This window comes from Ruegeria sp. C12 (assembly GCF_056537745.1).
The window spans coordinates 148,817-170,758 of record NZ_JBQFSA010000010.1; the positions used below are offsets into that span (position 1 = coordinate 148,817).

21 protein-coding genes are annotated in these 21,942 nt (G+C 52.7%); 7 read left to right on the plus strand and 14 right to left on the minus strand.

Features of this window, described 5'->3' with window-relative positions; translation table 11 throughout:
* The first annotated feature begins 4 nt into the window (after positions 1 to 4).
* The gene (locus ACR0C9_RS19155; protein WP_480781781.1) at positions 5 to 670 is read left to right on the plus strand and encodes a hypothetical protein; all 666 of its coding nucleotides are present in this window, start codon (positions 5 to 7) and stop codon (positions 668 to 670) included.
* 511 nt (positions 671 to 1,181) lie between these two features.
* Here ACR0C9_RS19155 and ACR0C9_RS19160 read toward each other — a convergent pair.
* From ACR0C9_RS19160 to ACR0C9_RS19195, 8 genes are all read right to left on the minus strand, one after another.
* The gene (locus ACR0C9_RS19160; RefSeq protein ID WP_480781782.1) at positions 1,182 to 1,994 is read right to left on the minus strand and encodes an IclR family transcriptional regulator; all 813 of its coding nucleotides are present in this window, start codon (positions 1,992 to 1,994) and stop codon (positions 1,182 to 1,184) included.
* A gap of 281 nt (positions 1,995 to 2,275) precedes the next feature.
* Positions 2,276 to 3,580: a TRAP transporter large permease gene (locus ACR0C9_RS19165; RefSeq protein WP_480781783.1), complete on the minus strand. Its 1,305-nt coding sequence runs from the start codon at positions 3,578 to 3,580 to the stop codon at positions 2,276 to 2,278.
* 1 nt (position 3,581) lies between these two features.
* Positions 3,582 to 4,112 carry a TRAP transporter small permease gene (locus ACR0C9_RS19170; RefSeq protein WP_480781784.1) on the minus strand — a complete coding sequence of 177 codons (531 nt, stop codon included), beginning with the start codon at positions 4,110 to 4,112 and terminating at the stop codon, positions 3,582 to 3,584.
* A 65-nt stretch (positions 4,113 to 4,177) separates the two neighbouring features.
* Complete coding sequence (locus ACR0C9_RS19175) at positions 4,178 to 5,188, minus strand: TRAP transporter substrate-binding protein (RefSeq protein WP_480781785.1); 1,011 nt, start codon at positions 5,186 to 5,188, stop codon at positions 4,178 to 4,180.
* Positions 5,189 to 5,386: 198 nt separating this feature from the next.
* Positions 5,387 to 6,496 (minus strand): NADH:flavin oxidoreductase/NADH oxidase, encoded by a 1,110-nt coding sequence (locus ACR0C9_RS19180; protein ID WP_480781786.1) that lies wholly within the window; start codon positions 6,494 to 6,496, stop codon positions 5,387 to 5,389.
* A 145-nt stretch (positions 6,497 to 6,641) separates the two neighbouring features.
* Positions 6,642 to 7,121, minus strand: coding sequence for a RidA family protein (locus tag ACR0C9_RS19185; RefSeq protein WP_480781787.1), 480 nt, complete (start codon positions 7,119 to 7,121; stop codon positions 6,642 to 6,644).
* 523 nt (positions 7,122 to 7,644) lie between these two features.
* Positions 7,645 to 8,739, minus strand: a complete 1,095-nt coding sequence (locus ACR0C9_RS19190) for an endonuclease/exonuclease/phosphatase family protein (protein ID WP_480781788.1) — start codon at positions 8,737 to 8,739, stop codon at positions 7,645 to 7,647.
* Positions 8,642 to 9,670 carry a DNA/RNA non-specific endonuclease gene (locus ACR0C9_RS19195; protein ID WP_480781789.1) on the minus strand — a complete coding sequence of 343 codons (1,029 nt, stop codon included), beginning with the start codon at positions 9,668 to 9,670 and terminating at the stop codon, positions 8,642 to 8,644. The genes ACR0C9_RS19190 and ACR0C9_RS19195 overlap by 98 nt, the downstream gene beginning before the upstream one ends.
* An 87-nt stretch (positions 9,671 to 9,757) precedes the next feature.
* On the opposite strand from ACR0C9_RS19195, the gene ACR0C9_RS19200 reads away from it, so the two are divergent.
* Positions 9,758 to 10,690, plus strand: coding sequence for a serine protease family protein (locus ACR0C9_RS19200; RefSeq protein ID WP_480781790.1), 933 nt, complete (start codon positions 9,758 to 9,760; stop codon positions 10,688 to 10,690).
* A 101-nt stretch (positions 10,691 to 10,791) separates the two neighbouring features.
* Here ACR0C9_RS19200 and ACR0C9_RS19205 read toward each other — a convergent pair whose 3' ends face one another.
* Complete coding sequence (locus ACR0C9_RS19205) at positions 10,792 to 12,084, minus strand: type II toxin-antitoxin system HipA family toxin (protein ID WP_480781791.1); 1,293 nt, start codon at positions 12,082 to 12,084, stop codon at positions 10,792 to 10,794.
* A complete protein-coding gene (locus ACR0C9_RS19210; RefSeq protein ID WP_480781792.1) occupies positions 12,074 to 12,403 on the minus strand; it encodes a helix-turn-helix transcriptional regulator in 330 nt (109 codons plus the stop codon). Before ACR0C9_RS19210 ends, ACR0C9_RS19205 begins: the two co-directional genes overlap by 11 nt.
* Before the next feature lie 320 nt (positions 12,404 to 12,723).
* Between ACR0C9_RS19210 and ACR0C9_RS19215 the strand changes: the two genes are divergently transcribed.
* Both ACR0C9_RS19215 and ACR0C9_RS19220 read left to right on the plus strand, forming a co-directional pair.
* Positions 12,724 to 14,832, plus strand: coding sequence for a ParB/RepB/Spo0J family partition protein (locus ACR0C9_RS19215; protein WP_480781793.1), 2,109 nt, complete (start codon positions 12,724 to 12,726; stop codon positions 14,830 to 14,832).
* Between the two features lie 125 nt (positions 14,833 to 14,957).
* Positions 14,958 to 15,359, plus strand: coding sequence for a DUF3768 domain-containing protein (locus tag ACR0C9_RS19220; protein ID WP_480781794.1), 402 nt, complete (start codon positions 14,958 to 14,960; stop codon positions 15,357 to 15,359).
* Between the two features lie 516 nt (positions 15,360 to 15,875).
* Here the strand turns inward: ACR0C9_RS19220 and ACR0C9_RS19225 are convergent.
* Together ACR0C9_RS19225 and ACR0C9_RS19230 are read right to left on the minus strand one after the other, a co-directional pair.
* Positions 15,876 to 16,445 (minus strand): isochorismatase family protein, encoded by a 570-nt coding sequence (locus ACR0C9_RS19225; RefSeq protein WP_260094649.1) that lies wholly within the window; start codon positions 16,443 to 16,445, stop codon positions 15,876 to 15,878.
* A gap of 46 nt (positions 16,446 to 16,491) precedes the next feature.
* Positions 16,492 to 17,652, minus strand: coding sequence for a trans-sulfuration enzyme family protein (locus ACR0C9_RS19230; RefSeq protein WP_260094648.1), 1,161 nt, complete (start codon positions 17,650 to 17,652; stop codon positions 16,492 to 16,494).
* Positions 17,653 to 17,759: 107 nt separating this feature from the next.
* Between ACR0C9_RS19230 and ACR0C9_RS19235 the strand changes: the two genes are divergently transcribed.
* Positions 17,760 to 18,647 carry a LysR substrate-binding domain-containing protein gene (locus ACR0C9_RS19235; protein WP_260094647.1) on the plus strand — a complete coding sequence of 296 codons (888 nt, stop codon included), beginning with the start codon at positions 17,760 to 17,762 and terminating at the stop codon, positions 18,645 to 18,647.
* Positions 18,648 to 19,005: 358 nt separating this feature from the next.
* On the opposite strand, the gene ACR0C9_RS19240 is transcribed toward ACR0C9_RS19235, so the two are convergent.
* Positions 19,006 to 19,887, minus strand: a complete 882-nt coding sequence (locus ACR0C9_RS19240; RefSeq protein ID WP_480781795.1) for a DMT family transporter — start codon at positions 19,885 to 19,887, stop codon at positions 19,006 to 19,008.
* A 6-nt stretch (positions 19,888 to 19,893) separates the two neighbouring features.
* The gene (locus ACR0C9_RS19245) at positions 19,894 to 20,394 is read right to left on the minus strand and encodes an RrF2 family transcriptional regulator (protein ID WP_480781796.1); all 501 of its coding nucleotides are present in this window, start codon (positions 20,392 to 20,394) and stop codon (positions 19,894 to 19,896) included.
* Positions 20,395 to 20,452: 58 nt separating this feature from the next.
* Between ACR0C9_RS19245 and ACR0C9_RS19250 the strand changes: the two genes are divergently transcribed.
* Positions 20,453 to 20,887, plus strand: a complete 435-nt coding sequence (locus ACR0C9_RS19250) for a GyrI-like domain-containing protein (protein ID WP_480781797.1) — start codon at positions 20,453 to 20,455, stop codon at positions 20,885 to 20,887.
* Between the two features lie 450 nt (positions 20,888 to 21,337).
* Complete coding sequence (locus ACR0C9_RS19255) at positions 21,338 to 21,925, plus strand: LysE family translocator (RefSeq protein ID WP_480781798.1); 588 nt, start codon at positions 21,338 to 21,340, stop codon at positions 21,923 to 21,925.
* Positions 21,926 to 21,942 lie beyond the last annotated feature (17 nt).

The window sequence follows — 21,942 nt, forward strand, 5'->3', positions numbered from 1 at the left end:
CAAAATGACGCAAGACCGAGTTTGGATTGGTACGGTTTCTTCAACCACACTTGGTCGGCCCGGGCTGCGTCACAAGTATCCTGACCGCCCTTGGGAGGAGCCATATGAAAACCATGTTGTTCCGCTAAAGGACGGCGAGCAGATGTCTATTTTGAAGAGATACAACTCGGGCCAACACGTAAATCCAGATGAGTTGATAGAAGCATCGGCAATTTACGATGCCAAGTGTTTTGCCCGCCAGAGGCATCTAACCGGAGGGGCCATGGCCTATCTTGTGGACACTGAACTGGCGGGATTGTTGTCACAATTTGATACTGGACCGTACGGTTTGCTACCTCACACGATTTATGAAGAGGATCTTAAAACACCAATTCTAGAAACCTGGTGGTTGCTTGGTCTAGGCGTTCAGAAAGACACATTTTGCGGAGCTCGCAGTAGGAATGTTGATCTTATTTTTGACGGTGGCTCAGAACGGGAAAATGTGTACTTTCCATCTTTACCAGATGACTGGGATTATTGGTGTTCTGCTGCCGCCTTGGAAGGAGCAGACTTGTGGTGCGAAAGGCGCCTCTTAAACGCCTTCTTCTTTAGCAACGCCCTTGGTCAATCGCTGAAAGATAATGGCTACGGCGAGCTCCTCGGATTGCGATCAATAGGGATCCTTGGCTAGACTATCTAGCAGTCTTCGTCGAGATTCCGGATTTACGTTAGGGCCTAAACAGGACTACTCCGAACGCTTAGTCGAAACTTGGATGAATGGGCTCGATAAGGTTAAAGCTCATGCACGAGATGACTTATATGCTCTATCGACTTCGTTTTCATAGCTAGTAGCCGACCCGAAATTGACTTTTCGACTCCCATCCCAACTGAACCAAGACCGAAGCGCAGCGTTTATTTCATGGCTTCGAATCGCACGTGCAGCGTCCTCAAGCTCGCGGACGTGTTCGACAGTATGAGGTGTGAAATACTTTTCTGCCATGATCTGAACGCGACTGATGCTAATCTGAAACACCCAGAAGGTAGCAGGTTCTCACTGATTGACCTCACAAATTTCGATAAGCTGAATTGCCCGTGCTGCATACCTCAGAAAACTGACAGGTATCAAAATACTGCATCTGCCTGCAACTAAGGTTGCTGCGCCAACATGAAACCCAAGAGAATTAGGACGGTCCAAAACCGGGTTACTCGGCTAGGAGGAATAGTTCCTTTGAATGAGCTTGCACCAAGTCAGAGGCGCGTTTTGATGCTGCTTTCACCAGTTCAATACTGACTTTCTCGTCAAAAACCGGCCCTGATAGCGAGGAGGACAGCATCGAAATACCGATGGCTGCCAGCGCCATACCATCTTTGCCAAAGATCGGGGCACCAATACAACAAATCTGCGGATCACCCTCACAATTATCGAAAGCAACTCCCGCCTTTTTCACGGTCGCCAATTCGCGTTTAAGAGCGGACATTGTTGTGATGGTATTTTCTGTGTGTGTGGTGAATCTCAGCGACTTTAGAAGCGCGTTTTGTTCAAATTTTGGAACGTTTGCGAGTAAGGACTTGCCAACCGCACTGCAAAAGAGCTCGTCAGCATCACCTGGTGCTTGTCTGATCGTGACTTTGGCGTTCGAGCCGATCGCCACTTCAGCCAGGATGGCATGGTTGTCCTGACGAATGGCTGTATGTGCGATGCGTCCAGTGGTTTCGGCAAGCTCGACAACGATGGGATGCAACAACTTCACCATGCGATCCGTTGTCGAGAAGCTTCTAGCAAGCGCTTGCACCTTATCGCCCGGCCCATATGCCTTCCCGATTGAGAGCCGCGAAACATAACCAAGTTGTTCAAGCGTCTTCAGGATGCGGTGGGCGCTGGCCATATCAAGCTCGAACGCCTCCGAAACATCTTTGAGACGAACTGCGCGTTGGCTAAAAGCAATGAATTCAAATACCTCCAACCCGCGCGCGAGCGATTGAGCGGGAAAAGATTTGGCGACTCGCTTACTCATACGTGTTGGAATCCTTGTTAGTGTTCGTTCAACATCTCAGATAACTAATCTTTGGCACTGAGCTCGGCTCGATTGGGTGTGTTATAGTTCAGAAAGCGCTGCCCCAAAAGCCTCCTAGGTTCAGGACCTTGCTGTCTCGGGACCTCATCAGGGTCGAAGGGTGTGCTTGGTTGCCTTTCCCCAGATCGCTCGCGGGCTCATTTGGTGGAAATTTTCTATGCTGGTCTGTCTATCGGAAGGCTTGTGAAAGAAAGAGCGCCAGAGGTCGCGCCCTTTCAATGTCAGCCACCATACATCAGATTTGGCAAGAACAATGACAACGCAGGTATCGCAAAGATTATCGCAAGAACGATGATTTCGACCTGAAGGAACCACCAGATCCCTCGGTAAATCTCTCCCAAACTGAAGTTCGGCGCAACACTTTTTAGAACAAACGCGTTAAGTCCAACAGGTGGGGTGATGAGCCCGATTTCCAGTGCCTTTGTGACCAAAACACCAATCCAAATCGCGTCAAATCCAAGTGCCGTTAATGCAGGCAGAAAGATTGGCACTGTGAGAAACATCACTGAAATCGGGTCGATGAACAGACCGAGGATCAGCATCAAGACCAAATACATGATCATCAGGACCTGCGGGTGAACATCCAAGCCAACAATCGTTTCTGTGATCGCCGCGGATGTTCCACTGACCGCCAGAAAAGATGTGAAGATCAACGCGCCGACCATGATGATGAAAATCACCGATGTGGTTTTTGCGGTCTCCAGGAAAACGTTTCCCAACACCTTGAAAGAGAGGCGCCGACGAAACAATGCTATCAAAAAGGCACCAGCTGCCCCCATTGCCCCGGCTTCAGTCGGCGTAAAGATCCCGGCATAAATTCCTCCGATGACAAGAAGCGCAAGAAGGACCGCAGCCCAAATGCTCCTGACAGCTTCGACTTTTTCCGCTGTAGTTGCTTTTGGAAGAGGTGGCGCCAACTCAGGATTTTTGAGGACCCTCAAGTAGATCATCACGCCGAAAGCGAAAGCGGTTAGCAGCCCTGGTACAATCCCGGCAATAAACAACCTGGGGATCGACTCTTGAGCAATAATGCCAAAAACGATGAGAACGACACTGGGCGGTATCATACCAGCTAGGGTCCCAACCGTCGCGATGCAGCCGGCGGCAAGGCGACGATCAATTCCAGCGTTCATCATTTCGGGTAGTGCTACCTTGCCGAAAATTGCTGTTGTCGATGTTGTTGAGCCGGAACAGGCCGCAAAACCTACCGCTGCAACCGTTGTCGCAAGAACAAGACTCCCGCGAATATGCCCGACGATCGCGCGTGCCGCTTTGAACATGTCATCCGTTACACCGGACGCGATTGCCATATGCCCCATCAATAAGAAGAGTGGGACGGCACTCAAAGAATATCCCGAGCCGATATCAAATAGCCGAGCACCCAATGTCTTGAGCGCTGATTCCAGTCCCCGGGTCATAGCAAAACCAATCGCGCCCATGAGCAAAAGCGAAAACCCTACAGGCATTCGCAAAGCCAATAGCAAACCCGCTCCCGAAACTACAAAAAGGGGGATGGCTGCATCCATATCAGACCTCTTCGATCTGCGCCTCATGGCGCTCTTCAATTAGTGAATTCCAAAAAACCAACATCACTAGCTGGTTTAGGAGCCGGGTTGATAGGAAAAACAATCCGATGGGAATCATGATGCGTGCAGGCCAGGTGAGAACTGCGATAGCGCCCAGTATTGTGTCTCCCATTGCATAGTTTTCCCAAGCCGAAACGCCGGTGAACCAGGTCAAAACTGCAAAGAAAGAAAACAAAACGAGCAACTGAATTCCCTGTATCAGTCTCCTGACTGGGCGGGGCAGGCGCGCGTAAAGCATGTCGATCGCAATATGCGCGTTTTCGCGTTGAGCAAGAGCGAGGCCAAGATAGATCACAAATACAAAGGCAAGGCTCACGAAAGAATAAGAACCGGGAACATTCCACGGCGTGAGATAACGCACCAGGACATCGATGACGGTGATTACCATCATCACAGCGACAGCTGCGGCTGACACGTAACTCAGAACATTCTCAAACCGGCGTTGGACAACTAACAAAGCGATGCCCTCCATTATGGCAAGTTGGACAATAAGTGGCGACCTGCCCAAACCAGCAGGCCGCCAATTGGAGGAACAACTCAGTTGTCGCTGCCTGCAAGTTGTTGGTACCGGTCCAGCAGGCCTTGGCCATCGACACCAGCATCGTTCATGCCATCAACCCATACGGACCAAGAGGCTTCCCCTGCGGCTTTTAGCTGTTCGGCATCATCGAACTTGACGACGGTCACTCCGAGGTCCTTCGTCAGGGTTTCTGCGGCAGTTTCCTGCTGCACCATCATCAGTTCCATTGAACGTTCGACCATCTCCGTGTTCAATTCTTCGATGATCGCTTGAATATCTGCGGGTAGTTCGTCCCAGGCATCTTGGTTGAAAACCAAAGTCATCGGCATGTAGTACCAATCGAGGCCTTCGTACCAGTATGGGAAGATGTCGCCAAAACCGAAGTCGACCATATCCGATGGCCCACCCATAGTGACAGCTTCAACCACTTTCTTTTCCGCTGCCGCGGGGAGCTCACCGAACGGGATCGCGTAGGATGTAATACCAGCTGCCGTTAGAGCATCCGCAGACCCCCCATGGGCTCGGATTTTGATCTCGGCCAGATCATCCATGGTCCGGACTTCGTCATAGGACATCATTTGCATCCAGATCCATGTTCCGTTGAACATGAACTTTTGGTTCAGCGCATCAAACTCACTCTGGAATTCCTCAGATCGATAGAGTTCATCCATGACCCGATTGTGAGTGAGAACATTGTCAGAAATGAACGGCAGAATACCTACAGTCGCTCGAGGATAGAGTCCGGGGTTGTAGACTGCTGAGACTTGTCCCACATCGAAGGAACGAGCTTTCAACCCCGTCGGCTGACCCGAAAATTTGCCCAAGGCTCCGCCGAAGATGCGATTAAACTTCACGCGGCCATCTGTTCTTTTCTCCACTTCGTCCATCCAGACGCGTGCAGATTCATTGAGGCCAGCTTCACCGAACGCCGCGTGAAAAGTTAGGTTGTAGTCAGCTGCGAAAACGGAGCTGGCTGAAGTTGCAAAAGCTACGCTGACGGCCGTGAGTATTTTCTTTGCTGAGATCATTTTGGACCCCCCTTTTGTTGGCAGAGCTAGAAGCGCCCAAGTCTCCTCATGATGGACACGCTCTGATATTGTTGAGATTGAAGTCGCTCATTTTGAACGACCGAGAGTTTTCGTTGTTTGCTCCTCCTTGATTTGCTGATTGATGACTGGTGAACTTCGTCCTTCGGCCCGTAGGATTGGTGGCTTCCGGGCGATTATCTAAGGAGGTGCATTGGTCTTAAGGGTGGGGTGAGCACGCTCATATTGCTTCGGGTAAGTCAGGGAGACTCCAAGTTCTTCCGCAGCGCGCCAAGTCCATCTTGGGTCGAATAAATGGCGGCGGCCGATGGCAACCAAGTCTGCGGCACCAATTCTGAGTAGCGTTTCTGCCTGAGAGCCGTTCGTTACATGGCCCACAGCAATAACTTTCGCCGTCACCTGCTGTTTGATCGCTTCTGCAAACTTGGCTTGGTAGCCTGGTCCAGCGTTGATCTCTTGAAGCGGGCTTACTCCGCCACTGGAGACATGAATATGATCGCAACCCAAAGCATCAAGTGCCTTTGAAAAGGCAATGGAGCTTGCGATGTCCCAGCCTCCGTCGACCCAATCGGTTGCCGAAATGCGGATTCCCATGGGTTTTTCGTCAGGCCATTCAGCGCGAACCGCTTCAAAGAGCTCGAGACCAAACCGCATTCGATTTTGGAGGGTTCCACCATACTTATCTTGCCTAATGTTGGAGATCGGAGACAAAAACTGATGGATGAGATACCCGTGTGCCGCGTGGAGCTCGATGGCGTCTGCACCGGCGGCATTGGCACGTTTCGCTGAATCCACGAAACTCTCGATGATGTCGGTGATTTGAGAGGCTGATAGTTCAGTCGGAACGGGGAAACCGTCTCGAGCTGGAAGAGGCGATGGAGCAAAGGTCTCTGATCGTTGCTCTGCTTCTAGCGGACCGGCACCCTCCCATAGTGGTTTATGACCCGCCTTTCGCCCTGCATGGCACAATTGCACGCAAAAACTTGCGTCCGTATTCGAGTGAATGAAATCGACAACTCGACCCAGTCCACGAGCTTGCTCATCAGAGAAAAGGGCTAAACACGCGGGGTTGTTGCGAGCATGAGGCTCGACGTAGGTGCTTTCGGTAAAGACGAACCCGACACCAGACACGGCAAACTGACCTAAGTGCATTAAATGCCAGTCACCAGCAACTCCATCGACCGCGCTGAACTGCGTCATTGGCGGCAAGACCACGCGATTAGGCAGAGTAAGCCCACGCAGCTCCAATGGTTCGAATAACAAAGGTGCCATGATCCGTTTCGAAACCATTATCTGGTTTCGATCTCCCCAAAGTCAGGTTCTTCGATGTTCCGTTCGTATGAGCGAACGCTCCCACGGTTGGCCTCCGATGCACGCCCTCATCAATTACATGCGGGATGTATCAGAGGCCTCCCGGGAGGTTCTCAATGAGTGGTTAGCGGTCGTCCACTTGAGCCCAGAGAACGACCAGAGTTGCGCAATCCAGGCACATACCCGGATCCGAATAGATCATTCGAGAATGCCGGCCCTTTGAGCCAAACACTTCGTTGATGAGGTGAGATGCGCCGTTCAATGCTTGGGGTTGTTCCGTGAAGTCAGCAGTAGCTTGGATTGATCCCTCAAGGCGGATGATCCGCTTGATCCGGCTCAACTCCCCAACCGCAGATTTCAGCTGTGCGATCGCGTTGAGTGCTGAAATTCGAAATGACTGATACCCATCTTCCGTTGTGAGTGTGTCTCCAACCCGTCCGGCATATTTCATATCACCATCAATCCACGGCAATTGACCTGAGGTGTAGATGATGCCGTTGGCTTCCGTCCACGGCTCATAGTCACCAACCGCTGAAGGTACCGAAGGTAGCGTCAAGCCCATTTCCAGAAGACGTTCTTCGGGTGTCTTTGTGTCATCAAGCATATTTTCCTCCCTTGTAAAAAGTTTCACTATTAGAAAGAAACGTGAAAATCAAGACGAAACAGCTACCATCAACACAAAAAATTGCGTTATATGAAATAAAAAGTCATGAAAATAGGATGAAAGTGAGGGGCCTCCAGACAACGAGGTTGTTCATCAAGGCTATGAAAAGACGATACTTTTTCGTGAAGTCGATGTCGTTCTCCTGCACAGCCGGGTCGATCCGGTAGCTCGAAGCCCGGCCGCACGCCTTGTGCCAGATAGCTGGCGCCCCATCCTGATGAAACCGCTTCAGAAGCCGGAAAATCTGCCTGCGTGTTAGTCTAGGATGATTGCTGCATTGCTGACGCTCACCCTCATTGAATTTTGGGGTGTTGTGACCTTCCTGAATTGCTCATGGGTGACATTTTAGCTCTTCGGCTTGCGAATCCACTACTTGTGAACTCACATCGCATAATCAAGCTTATGTTAATAGTAAGTGCCCAGCTGTTCGGAGGTGAGATCGATGAGGCAATGCCTCTAGAGCTTAGTCTTCGTCCGAAATAATTGAGAATGAAGACCAAACTGGCATATGGTCTGAAATATTCCGAATGTGGTCGCTCAAAGGTGTGCCCTCGACTTTGTACACGAAGCCGCTGCTTCGGACGAATTCCGATGTGATGCTCGGATTGATCATCACATGGTCAATCAAGGATTCTGATCCCTTTCGGTAGGAGTACTGTCCGGAACCCGAAGCTTTGTAGTCCATCTGGGAATGAAACCCTGCGTCCCGAAGTGGCTCAAGAGAATCCTCTCGAGAGCGTGCATTGAAGTCGCCTACAAGAATGATGTCGTCTTCATCCAGGGTTTCGGACAAGTCGCTTACATGCGCGAGGAGATCTTGCGTCTGACGTTCGCGAATCTCATCAGGACACCAGCCCGGAATTCCCCTAGAGCTCTTGGACTTCAGATGCACCGCAGCGACCAAGAAATCGAATTCACCGGCTCTAAATTGTGCTGCCACAGGTTTGCGCAGACCTTGATACCGACAGCCGTTGCCAAGATTGTATTGGGTTGCGGCGTCTATTTCGACAGGACTGCCGGCAACTAGCTCCACCGTTGATGTCCGGTATAACAGGACAACGAATTGGTTTCGTCCGCTCGTTGTGCCCTCGATGGCGACAGAGTATCCGCGGTCCTCAAGGAGTTGGCTCAGTTTATCCCACTCAGAACTTCCTGTGTTGATCTCTTGAAGTGAAAGAACATCCAGATTGGCTTCTTCCGCGATGAGGTCAGCGATATCTTCAAGATCCTGATCGCTACGTTTCGCGATCGGCGTGTTGTTGCGCTTCCTCGTAGATCCTAAGAGCTCAATGTTGAATGAGCCAACACGTGCGCAAGTGTCCTGGGTGCAGTCGCTCAGTTGATTTGCAAAGGACGGCCCTACCCCACCCAATACTCCGCAAATTACCAGGGCTCGCGTCACGTTTCGAAATTTCATCTCAAACTCCATAATTCCAAATGCGAATGAGCAATAAACACCCTTACCTGCGCCAATACCGGTCAGCCTTGCTGCTTTCGAGTGCATCTTCGAGGGTGTCTTCCATATCCGGGAAAAAATCATATCCAGATACTTCTTCAATCTCGTCGATGGTTGCGATGTGACGCTCCAGGTGAGGCCTACTGCTACCGACCGACGAAAAATTGTGGGGTATTAGGAACGAGATGGTGTCCAGTGTCCCATCTGAGCGCTCGTCGACAATAATCTTGAAAAAGTTTGTCGGTTGAGCAACCCGCTCTTCAAACTGAATTCGGCTTACATCCTCTTCGGCGTCCGGCTTACCGTCCTCGTCTTCGTCAAATATCGGACCAGCGACGATCAACACAGATCCCCGACGCGCCGCCCACAGGCGCACCGACTTCTCGAGATACTGCCATACCCCACGATTATTGCTCGCAGACTGTGGCATCATGTTGGACAGATAAAAGGTATTCACGGATGTCGAAAACTTTCGATGCATGTCACCAACGGGGACCAAGTGCCCTCTGTCAAAGACAGGCTCCTCATAGTCCGCCAATGTCGATCTGGCCTCTTGATCAAGCCGATGATCTTCACGAAAACAATCTCTGCGATCACCGCTGACAATGTCTTCTCGATCGAGCCTATAGGTGGCAAAAACCGGCTGTCTGAGATTGGTGTTATATCCGAGAATGTAGTCATGGTGATGCAGCAGAACTTCAAATCCTGTGTCTTCAATCTGCTCGGGCAGCCCATACTCGGCATGCTCGTCCTCTGCATCGCGTTTTGCATCGTCATCGATCGGGATCAGTAAGTCGAACTGAGCCGCCAGTGCATCTGAAATTTCACATCCATCACTCCCAATGGCCATAGTTCCAACATTGTCCGGGCGAAGTCCCAAGGCCTCTTCGGAAAAGAACTCGATTTGTTCATCGAATGACAAATTTTCATCGGGCAGTTCGATGACGTCAGCGTGCGTAGCACTTGAAAACAGGGCTAAATGAAAAATTGCTATTGTAGAGAGCGTAGGTAAGGTTGTTCGAAAAAATGTCATGTAAAAACCCTCAAATACGATACCCGAAAAGCTTAGACCCAATCGAACAACGAGTCAGGTCTTTTTGAAATATTGAGATCATAACTATTGGTAAATGAACCCGAGCTCACAGCAACACTGGATAGTGTACAAAACAATTACCGCTACTTCGCAAATGTATGCGGCGTAGCCTATGGCACCAAATTTTCTGATGGGGTTCCGTTGGTTGATACGCCGTCTGTCCAATTTTTCGTTCGCGAAAAGCAACCGGAACAAGATTTGGCCAAGTCGCTTCCAAAATTCGTCTATGCGCGCTCGCCCACAGGCTCCATCGATCGATCGGTTCGCATCCCAACCGATGTCATTGAGTTGAGGAACCTCGAGATGTGTTGCTTTGCGGGAAATGAAGTCACGCGTGTTGGCGGATCAACCGGATCGGTGGCTTTGATGTTTGAAAACAAAACCGCTGACCGAAAAAAGCTTGTCGTTACTTGCTCCCATGTTGTCGGCGATTTGGCGGCTGTACCAGCTGACGCCGAAATTCGCGGCGGTGAGCCGATCCCAGGCGGGTGCTTATTCCGGGCCCACGTGATTGCCAGTACACAGGCCAAGAATGGCCAGCTTGACTATGATGTAGCTATAGGTGAGGTCTTCTCGTCTTCGGATTTCTTCGACCTTGCTCTGGCCAATAGCTCGACCATCTTCACTGAGTTTGCAAGAGAGGAAGATCAGGCGCGCGATACCACCGTGGAGTTTCGCTCATCAATTAGCCCGGACCGAACGGGGGACATTACGTCAAGCACAACCACAATCCGGCGCATTCTCACGCCTGAAGGGAACCATGTAACGGTCCACAATTTGATTGCCTGCAAAGGCACAGCCGTCAAAGGCGATTCCGGGGGAATAGCTTTTGTTGAGGATCGAGCGGTGGGCATGCTTGTTGCTCGCGCGGACGACGATTGGGTGTTTATCCACCCAATGAAAGATGCGCTTGCCCATCTCGCTGAAGCATCGGGGCTTCCGATCCAGTGTTTTGACTAGCGCAATCCTAAAGTAATTTATGATCGCCTCATCGCCCGCTCACTCAATCCAGTCATCTGGTTCTAATAATGCCTGTCGATTTGATGGTGGTGGGGTAGATCTTACGCCAGCCCTGCAATCGCTTTACTTAACGGATCTTCCATACCCTCAAAGGCCAGATCATTCAGAAACTGACGACGCCAGAATAAGACGCGGTCAACTTCGCTCAGATTGACCTCTTCACAGATTTCGTGCCAGCGACTGCGGATCAATGCGATTTGATCGGTGACAATGCGAAGCGCGTCCTCGTCTGAAAGGTGAAACTCTGGCGCCGCAGCTAAGCAAAGTGAGAGCTGGCTTCTTCGCTCATTGCCAACAATGCGCATGGCCTGCGAGGCTTCCCTACCCGCGCGCGCCTGTGGGCAGATGTCATATGCGGGGCTTAGGGTCAGCTGGTCGCCATTCCAAAAAGCGGCATGGTTTCGAGCATGATCATCCGTGTTACCGACCAAAATGTTGAAGGTCATGCGGGCGAAGAGCTCATGCAGTGTTTTTTTGGGTTCTGTGAAACGCGCGCGGATCAGCTCTGCCAGTTCCGGATAGCTCGCATGGGCTGCCATGATCTCATCAAGCTCAAGCATGGTCAGAGCCGAAACGAGCATACGTTTTGACCATCCATTTTCTATGTGTACCCGGTCAAATCGCTCAATCAGCAAGACATCCTTGCCGAGGGACTTTGTGAGTTTCACAGGCGCAACATCCAGTCCTGCCAGCGCTGCCAATCGCATCGCGATGAATTCACCTTTCACCACGCTGTAGGTGTCATTCGAAGATGAAAACTTCGCGATGTATTTCTTGTCGCCATCTTCAATCAGGGCCTTTGGACGTGCACCGCCGATGGCCGTGCCGTGTTGGAGGACCTCGGCCAGTGCAGGCGTTAGCGGGACACCTGCATTGACGATATCAGCCGCCTCCTGGAGTTCATCGATCGTCGCGGAACTGGTTTCTCTTGCGGTGTATTCGGTGGGCGAATGCTGGAAATCGAGCGCACCAATACGGTCCGATCCCGACTCGAGCATAAAAGTCAGCTCGTCTAGATCGACGACATCTGCGTCCGCACCTGCTGCACCCGTCAGTCGATTGATGATCACCCGCCGACCCCAGGCATCAGGCGCTGCGTCACGCAATGAGCTCGCCATTTTAAGCGGAGCGATTGGTTCAATCCAGCCCGCTCTCATCGGTAGCTCAGGTAGATAGAGCGGAATTGCCTTGTCTGAGCTCAGGTAAGATCGGCCATAGTTGAAAACATAAAAATCGCCGTCCCTCTCGATCCGGCCCGCCACGACGGGCTCGGTGGCCTCCGGAAGCCACGCCCAGACAAAGGCACCTTCCGGTGCGGCAATCTCAGAAGTCATCCTGCACCTCTGTCTTTGGCTTTCTGATCTTACCGGGCATCAGCGCAAGCTTGTCTCCCATCCGCTCAAGCTCTGGTGCCAGCGATGTCGCATCCGGAACAAAGAGTGGCTGGCCCACCAGCACGGCTGCCTCAAAGGCAAATCCAATATCAACCTGCGGATCCCCTTTTTCGATTTTCTGCAGTGTGCTGCGGGCAATGCCGATGCGATCTGCCAGATCCTTCTCGGACATATGCCGTTCCTTACGGCCAAGCTTAATCTGTATTCCCAGAAGCTTCAGCGCCTGCTTTGTGAGCCGGGAATAGGTCCTCTTTGTCATTGGCTTGTTCTTTCTTCCTTGACTGCGAGCGCGGTCATATAGCCTCTATTGACCGTTCTGGCGGTCATACATCAAACTCGTCGCTTTGTAAAGGAATGACCGTTAGGGCGGTCAATTCGTGGGAATTGCCTGTTGTCGCGGTCAAATTAGGTATTCTTGAACTTCGCATCATCCATTTTTGAGGACGTGTTTGAATTTCCGGCCAAGAAGAAGGAGCGGCAAGGCCTCAGAGAGGTAGAGGAGGGAAAGCCCGGGATGCCGGGCTTGATAGGGAGAGAGAGGCTCTCCCGGCCCGGGTTCGGACGAAAAGGACCCGAAACATGACCAAGACACAATCCAAAGCAAAGACCGACTCTCCCGCGCAAGCCGCAGCTGTCGTCGCGATTGAGATGATCCCGCTTTCAAAGCTTGTCCTCAGTCCCATGAATGTGCGTAAGACCCAGGCGAGCCCCGAGGCGGATGCCGAACTCTATGCGAGCATCCTGGAAACAGGCCTCAAACAGAACCTCATTGTTCACAAAGTGGGTGCCAAATACCATGTCCATGCCGGTGGCCGCCGTCTCGCAGCATTGCAGAAACTCAAAGAAGACGGCCACATCAAAGCAGGCCATGCAGTCCCCTGTCAGATCGAAGCCAAAGACGTCGCTGAAGATACATCTGCGGCCGAGAACATGGTCCGCGCTGCTATGCATGCGGCCGACCAGTTCGAAGCCTTCGCAGTATTGCGTGCAAAGGGCCGGACCGAAGATCAGATCGCGGCTCAGTTTGGCATCACGACCGATCTCGTACGTAGGCGCCTCAAACTCGCATCTGTCGCGCCCGAGCTGATGGAGCAGTTCCGATCTGGCGATATCTCGCTTGATTGTATCATGGCGTTTACTTTGACCGATGATCACAATCGCCAGATTGACACTTGGGAGGCGGTCAAACAGCAATACAACCCGAGCGCCTACGCGATCCGCAATCACCTGACGCAGAAATCCTATTCTGGCCGCTCAAAGCTCGCAAAATTCGTCGGCGTTGAGGCTTACAAGAAGGCTGGCGGGGACGTGATCGAAGATCTGTTTTCGGACAATGACACCGTCCATCTCAAAGATCCCGCGCTTCTGGAACGGCTCGCGCAAGAAAAACTTCAGGGTCTCGCCGATGAAGCGGGCAAAACTTGGAAATGGTCCGAAGCTCACCTCGAAACCGACTATGACAGCTTTCGTCCCTATGGCCGCGTCTATCCCCAACCATTGGATCCCGACCCTGAACTCGACGCCGAATATGAAAAGCTTCAAACCCGAAAAGAAGAACTCGAAGCCGATTATGATGAGGAGACATGGACAGAGGCGCTCCAGGAAGAGGAAGAGCAAATCTGGGATCGCCAACGCGAAATTGAAGACATCCGCGAAGCCAACGTCGCCTTCACTGAGGAAGACCACGCGATCGCCGGATGTGTTGTGACCATCAATCACGCAGGCGAGGTCACCCGACACGAGGGGCTGGTGCGTCCAGAAGACATTCCCGAACCCGCTCAGGAACTCTCGTCGGAAGACGCAGATATCGACGGCGTCGAAGAGAGCCGAGATACCGCAGGTCCAACGATTGAGCTACCGCAATCCATGCGCACCCCCTCCGCACCGGTTGATTCAACGACGGCCACACGCAAGGACCAAGGCATTCCGAGGGCATTGGCAGCTGATTTGCGCGCATCGCGCCATCAAATCCTGCAAGCGCATTTGGCAGCTGGTTATGCGACAGCATATGATGTCATGCTCTATGCCATGGCGCGCTCAGTTGTCGGACGCGGGTCCTATACCAGCCCCCTCGACATGTCTCTGCGACCAGCTATGACGATGGGCTCGCGCGAACTTCTGAAAGAGACCATAGCGCAGCATATGCTTGATGCGCTGAATAACGGTCTGGACATGACCTGGGCAGAAGCACAGGCCCCGGAAGACTTCGCGCTCCTCTGCGCCCTGGCTGAGCCGGAAAAACAAAAGCTCTTCGCTTGGTGCACGGCCTACGCGCTGAAGCAACAGCTTGCCAATGACAGCCAGTCCAACCCAATCATCGAAATGATTGGCGATCGCCTCTCCGTTGACGTCGCTGCCTGTTGGCGCCCCACATCTGAGAACTATTGGGGCCGGGTCAAAAAGGACCATGCTCTATCCACTGCAAGCACACTCGTCGGTGAGCGATGGTCAGATGACAAATCCGGTCTGCGCAAACCCGAATTGGCCAAAGCGATGGAGCAGGCATTCTCAGAGAACCCGACTGAGGCAGCAGGGCTCACGCCCGCCAGCGCCGCGAAAACATCGCGTTGGCTGCCCGATGGTATGAGCTTCTGCGAAGCGACCGCCACAGAACAAGGCGCAGCAGGTCCAAGCGAAATAGATGAGGCAGCCGAACTGCCCGACTACCTGAATTCAGAAGCGGCTTAAGACCCGCACTTATCGAGCCCACTTGGATCGCCCGCGACCCTCCACCGAGGTCGTGGGCGGTCCTTTCTCAATGCCGGCTGAACTTGTGCGGGATGGTCCCGCCTGCACCGGCACGGAGAATATCCATGCCAAATGATGAGATCATCCTCAAAGACCCACCCGCCTTGAGCACTGCCGAAACCGCTAAAATCATTGCGGAGCAAAACGACAGTTTTCGACGTGCTGCTTTTGGCCGCGCCGAAAAAGCCCCCATTCCCCAAGGTCGCGTCATGATGACCGCCGGTGTTTCAGAACGTGGTGAGGCTTTCCGCGCTGCTCTCATCCATGCCGTGGCCGCCTATGACGATTTCAACCCCGATTGCGATCCCTATGGGTGGCACGAAATGGGCGTTATGGAGATTGAAGGCGAGACAGTCTGGTTCAAGATCGACCTCTATGACGAGGCCTATGAATATGGCTCATCAGATCCAACAGAGTTACGTTTCACACGTCGTGTCCTGACACTGCTGCTTCCAAGCGAATACTGAGGCGCAAAATTACCAATCGAAGACTATTCGTTTGATCTTTGGATTGCGTTCAAACATGACGAATTGCTGATCGTTACATCGAATTCTTGTCGGAGCTTTGATCGATACAAGGGTGCTTCAATCGAAATAGGGGCAATCTCTGTTTCCGGCAATGGACGACCGATGGGCAACATCCCGTCGCTGCTCGCATTCGAAAGCAATCAAGCGCTGAAGCGTCATGAAACAGAAACCCTGACGATCGATGCCCTACGGCACGCCTGGGAGAAGTGGTCGCAGAGCGCCGGGATGCTGGATTGTCCGTTCCGCCAGAACTTTTTGCTCACACCTCACCACTTGGCCGGATCCACATCCTGCTCACCGAAGAATACAAACGACCGAAGATGCGGTGAGGCTTCGCCGTTCGCTGCGCCGCGCACCAACTCAACAAATGCGGACAAACCTGACCTTTGTGCTTTTTCCGCGAATGCCTGCTGTGGAGGATTTGGCCGGGCTTGTGCCGTGATCAGCTCGAAGTGCTTAGACCAAATCACCTATTTCACTTTCTTGTTTGTAACTGCGCAGGATTTCATCTGTATCCACGATTTTCGCAAAATCACATTTGATATGCGCCATCGTCACGTCAAAAATCACTTGAGCGGAATGGTCTGATCCTGGCAAACTAAATCCTATCACAGCATCTTCGGCGACCGTGACTGCGAAACCGAGGTCAGACGCCCCCCGGACGGTTGTGTTCACGCAAAATCCAGCAACCGCACCTACGACAAGAAGGTCTGTAATCCCTTGCGACTGCAAGTAGTCCGCCAACCCGGTAGACACAAAGGCCGAAGATGTACTTTTGAAAAAGACTGCTTCTCCGTTAAGTGCGGCAGCACATGGCATCGGTAAGTGCGTTTCAGCCCCTTCATGAAGCGGTGACGCTGGATTGTGATCGCTGTGGCGAACATGGACAACCGGAAAACCCTGCTCGCGAAAAAATGAGCTAAGCACCTCGATACGGTCCGGCGCATCCGCGTTGACGCAGTCCATTCCCGCATCGATCCGGCGCTGCATTTCATTTTGCATGTCGATGATCAGAAGTGCTTTCATCTGACAGTCCTCAATGTTGTAATTCCCATTCTAAGGTGCTTCATCCTTATCTGGCCAATCTGTCAAACAAGGTTTCGAGATCTCTTCGTAAGTCGTCCGTGTCTTCCAGGCCGATACTGATCCGCAGGATTGTGTATTGATGGTCAGGCTCCGGGTACTGCCTGATCCGACCCAAAGAAACCGGAACGATAAGGCTCCGAGTGCCACCCCAGCTTGCACCGATCCGCATCGTTCTGAGACAGTCCAGCCCAGCATCAAGATTACGTTCCTGACATGCGTTCAACACAACGCTGAAGACACCGGAAGCGCCGCGAAAGTCGCGTTTCCAAATGTCATGCTGGGGGAAATCCGGAAGCGCAGGATGCAGAACTTTGCCCACGTCGGGACGCGCTGCGAGGTACCTAGCGAGATTCTCGGCCGTCTTACTGACATGTGCCATCCGAACTGCCATTGTTTCAATCCCGCGCAAAGCAAGGGAAACTTCATCCGGACTCACGCCAATGCCAAGCATCCGCATTGTGTCACGTAGCTTTCTACGCAGGTCCATGTCTTTGACACTGATAGAACCGAGCAACAAATCCGAATGCCCCCCGACATACTTGGAGAGCGCCTGCATTGAAAAATCAAAGCCTAGGTCGAGCGGCTTCATATTCAGTGATGTTGCCCAAGTATTGTCCGCTCCGGTCAGGATACCATGCTTCTTTCCGAGCGCCGCAATCGCGGGCAGGTCTTGGAATTCCATCGTCGTTGATCCGGGTGTCTCCGCCCAGATGAGCTTCACCGATGGATCGATCAACGCATCAATCCCCGCACCATCGGGCCTGTAGACCCGATGCGTGATCCCACGGGGGGCGAGGTAATTGACACAAAAATCGACAACCGGCGGATAAACATTGTCGGGGATCAAAACGCAATCACCCGGCAAAAGAACACTCAGGAAAACAATCGATGCCCCCGCCTGACCGGATGGCACGATGACCGAACGGAGACCGTTTTCGAGCCCGGCTATCTGCGCTTCTAACGTCCTTGTCGTCGGCGTGCCGAAGAGACCGTAGGTATAGCTGTCGAGGTCCCGTTCTGCCCGCGTGGCATAGGCCTGCGCATCCTCAAACACAATTGTTGATGCCCGGTGTGTGGGAACCGTCAGACTCTCATATTCCGATAGGTCAACGGAGGGATGGATCGTACAGGCTGTCGTGTCGCGCATAGTAGTTTCTCTCGCAGTTTTCGCACAATCAGCAGATTTTCTTCTGGCGCACAATTAATACCTTGGCATAATTCTATGCATAAAACTTATAAGTTGCGAGTGACCCAATGAAGTTCAGGCAAATTGAGGCCTATCACTGCGTGATGATCTCGGGATCTGCTGTCCGCGCTGCTGAGTTGATGGGCATCACGCAACCCGCAGTCAGCAGAAGCATCGCAGAACTTGAGACCGCGCTTGGCTTTGCTCTGTTTGACAGGGTGCGCGGGCGTTTGGTTCCTACAACGGAGGGCCAGCTTTTCTTCCGTGAAGTCTCGGCGAGCTTCAAGGGCATGGATCGCCTGAAATCGGCCGCAGCGGCAATTCGTGACTTTGGGTCCGGGCAACTCAAAATCGCTTCGCTCTCAGCGCACGGCGCTGAGTTGGTGCCTAAAGCTGTTCAGAATTTCAGAACGAAACACCCAAAGATCCGAATAATGCTCCAAATCTTGCCCTCGGCACAGGTGCGCAATCAGGTCGTCGACGGTCATTTCGATATCGGCCTAGCAGCGGATGAAATCGATCGCTCCGGGCTGGATACAACTCATTTTGCTGGGGTGTCTGGTGTAATCGCTATGGCGTCAGGCCACTCGCTAGCAGAGAGGGATATCCTGAGCCCCGCAGATCTCAAACATCAGCCAATGATTGGGCTGGCACCCGAAGACAGGGCACGCCACCGATTTGATGCCATCCTCCGCGAGGCCGGGGTAACACCAGAGTATGTGATTGAAACACCATCATCGACCACAGCCTGCGCCCTTGCGTTGTCAGGTGACGCGATCGGCCTGGTCAATCCGCTTGTGGCAGACGGTTTTGTTGCCAGGGGTCTGGTTCTGCGCCCATTTGCACCCGCCGTTAACTTCCGCTCATTTCTTTTATTCCGACCGGATGTGCAAAAGTCGAAAATAGTCCGTGATTTCGCAAGATGCCTTTTTGAATTGCGCGATACGCTTGGTTAGAAATTGCACCTTCGCGTGACCGCAGCGAAGCTGGTCTGCCCTAGTTAAACAGCGGTTGGGGCCAGAATTTACAGATGCTGCTTACTTTCTCTTTGCGGACACTCATGCGTACTGCAGCACCAAGAACTTTGGGCTCTCTACTGCCGACTGCTCACGCGGCGAGACCGATGGCTCTGAGGCAACAGAAGCTGCCACCCAGAGTTACGGCCAAGTCCTTGAAATCGTGCGGCCTGGAACGGCGACCAGACGTTTCCGTATCGGCAGCAGATGTTCGTGTGGCAGACGGCGAAATTTGACTGCGAGCCCACTTCGACCGATGCTGCGGTGATTACGAATGTCGGGTTGCACGCGTGGCTCCTCAGTGCGGCCTGCGTTCTCGTGGCCTGATTGAGACAATCAAACCAGCGGCGGCAATTAAGACGGCTCCCAAGATGATCGATGGTGTCGGAACATCTGAGAAAATCAAAAAACCGATTGCTGCTGCACCGATAAGTTCGACATATACAAGCGGTGCGAGAGTTGATGCCTCTGCATGGCGGAAGGCAATAATCGTCAAGAAATGACCCAGCAGTGAGAACAGGCCAAGGCCAACGAACAGAGGCACCAGATCGTATGCCGGTATCTCAGCGACAAGGAGTGCAAGAGGTGTCAGCGACAACGTGCCGAATAGGCATTGAAACGAAAGAGTCCTGATTGGGTCGCTCTGAGCAGATGTCCGGCGTGTGATCACCAAATACACCGCGAAGAGGCATCCAGCACCCAATGCGAGGAGTGCATACGCGTCAAAATCTCCGCTTGGTTGCAGCACAATCAGCGCCCCAATTAGTCCAACCAACATACCCAGAACTTTGGCGACGGTCAGTCGCTCACCGAGGAATATGACGGACAACGCGACCGCGACCAGAGGGCCAACAAAATATGCACTTGCGGCTATCACCAGCGACACCTTCGATATTGCAAAGAAATACAGCGTCATTGCCCCGACGAGGCAGAGTGTGCGGGTGGCGTGAAGCGTAATACCATCAGTTGGCAGAACTCTCCGCCCGTTGCGCGCGAACGCGATTGGCAAGATCAGAGCGGTAGAGGCTGCATATCTGGCCCAACTTATGAACAATGGTGAGTAATCGTCGCTTAGGTATTTTGCCAGCCCATCCACAATCGGGATGACCAGCATCGCTGCAATCATAAGGACAATCCCGACACTCGGACCGGATGGATGCGCACCGCTCCTATTTTGCATCTGTATCTAGAGCCCCCGGACAGCGCCGGTTTCAGCGAGCCAATCCTGTGTTGCCTCGTTTACACCAGGAATGGGTTCGGCGGCGGCGGATAGCCTCAAATCCGCAAGGCTGGTTGTTGCAAGAACGCGCCGCCATTCGGCATCCGCTTTGTGCATAACCCGGGCGATGTTGCAGGGCGCTCGGTAGTGTTCTGGTGCCGCTGCGCACGGGCCTTTCTGACGGATTTCGGAACAACGAAAGAAGGTCTTGTGATCCTCCAGAGCCATCACGATCTGTAGAAGTGAAACATCTTCAGCAGGTTTCGCCATGGCCAACCCACCAGACCGACCTTCCACAGATTGAATGATCCCGGCAGCTACGAGCTTCTGCATCGCCTTGGAGAAGTAACCAGGTCTGATCCCGTGGTATTCCGCCAAAGAGCGCGCTGGAATGCGTGCGCCGTCAGGCATCATTGCAAGGGCAAGGCAAGCATGAATTCCCCACTCGACAGTTTCTGAAAGCTGCATTATAAACTCCGATATAACTTATCTTAGTTTAATCCAAGCGCACCGAAAGGGAAGCAGAATGTCTCAAGTGCAAGAAGCAGGGTTCGCTGTTGTTGGCCTGTCAAAAGTGGTCAGGAATGATGACCCCGCAGCTATTGGGGCGCTCTGGGAAGCTTTCTATGCCAGCGATGTTCGCACAAAGGTCGGCGTCGATGCTTCCGAAGGCGTCTTTTGCGTCTACCACGACTATGAAGGCGGTTTCATGGACCCGTACCGTATGACCATTGGCTATCGCGCTTCGTTGACAGATGCGCCGGAGGGTCTTCACATCGCCAAAGTGCCCAGACAATCGGTCGTTACATATGAGGTGAAAGGTCCGCAGCCGCAGTCATTGATCTCTCAATGGCAAGCCATCTGGAACGGTGATCTCAACCGGTCATATCTCGCAGATTACGATATATACGACGTCGCCGATCCCGAGGCAGTTAGCATAAAGGTAGGCGTGCTGCCCTAGCTAGGGGTGCCATTGCAGACATTGGCGCAGTCGCAGCGAACTGGTGCTTTGTCCCGCGACCTGTGAATTCGGGTGAGTGATCTCGCTGCGGCGCGCATGAGTGACCGCTCTTCCTGCTGCTTGGCGGCATCAAATTTCTTGCTCACGCGGCGATTTTTCTGCTGCGAGCACGCGCAGCGAGAAAATCCAAGGTACAGGTTGGGCTCTCCTGGCATCTTCGCCGCTCGATGCACCAATGCGTGCTGTTAGAAACCGCTACCAACCGCACCATCGTCCGTGAACAGGTGAGGTGCGAGACAAAGCGCCCTTTCTCTGCGACTGCGCGAAGGTCTGTTTTCAAAGTGTCATTGGATCCCATAGATTGCCCGCTCGCCTCCAACTCAGACTTCACTTGCGCCTTAGAAGGTATCGGTACAGTCTCTTCGAGTTAGACGATTTGGAAAGACCGACATGGACATTACTTACTGGTTGATATTCGCTGGAACCGTTATCGGCGTTTCACTAATACCTGGCCCCAGCACCTTCATAGCATTTGCTCACGGTGCGACCTATGGATGGCTGCGAAGCATGTCCACGGCTTGTGGAAACGCTTCAGCCTCGACCCTTCAGGCAATTGCAGCATCTGCTGGCCTTGGCTTGATCATCACCAGTTCGGCGCTCCTATTAGCGATTATTAAGTACGCAGGAGCCTTGTACCTGATCTACGTAGGCATCCAGCTTTGGCGGTCCGCCGCGCAGCGTGTGGCGTTAGGAACGATGGGAACCGGTGCAGCAGAGCCTACATTCAAGCTCTTCTCCGGTGGGTTCACCGTTGCTGCTAGCAATCCAAAAGCAATTGCATTCTTCACGGCACTGTTCCCTCAATTTCTATCCCCAGATGGAAACGGCATCGGTCAATTGGCGGGAATGGTATTTGTTGTTTGTCTTAGTGCATTCGCAGTTGCAGCGTTTTATGGGTGCCTCGGTGCTTATGTGCGCGGACTGGAACTGTCTCGCTCGCTGATGACTGTCCGTCATCAAATGAAGTGGTCCGATTGAGCTGACAGCTTTCAGGT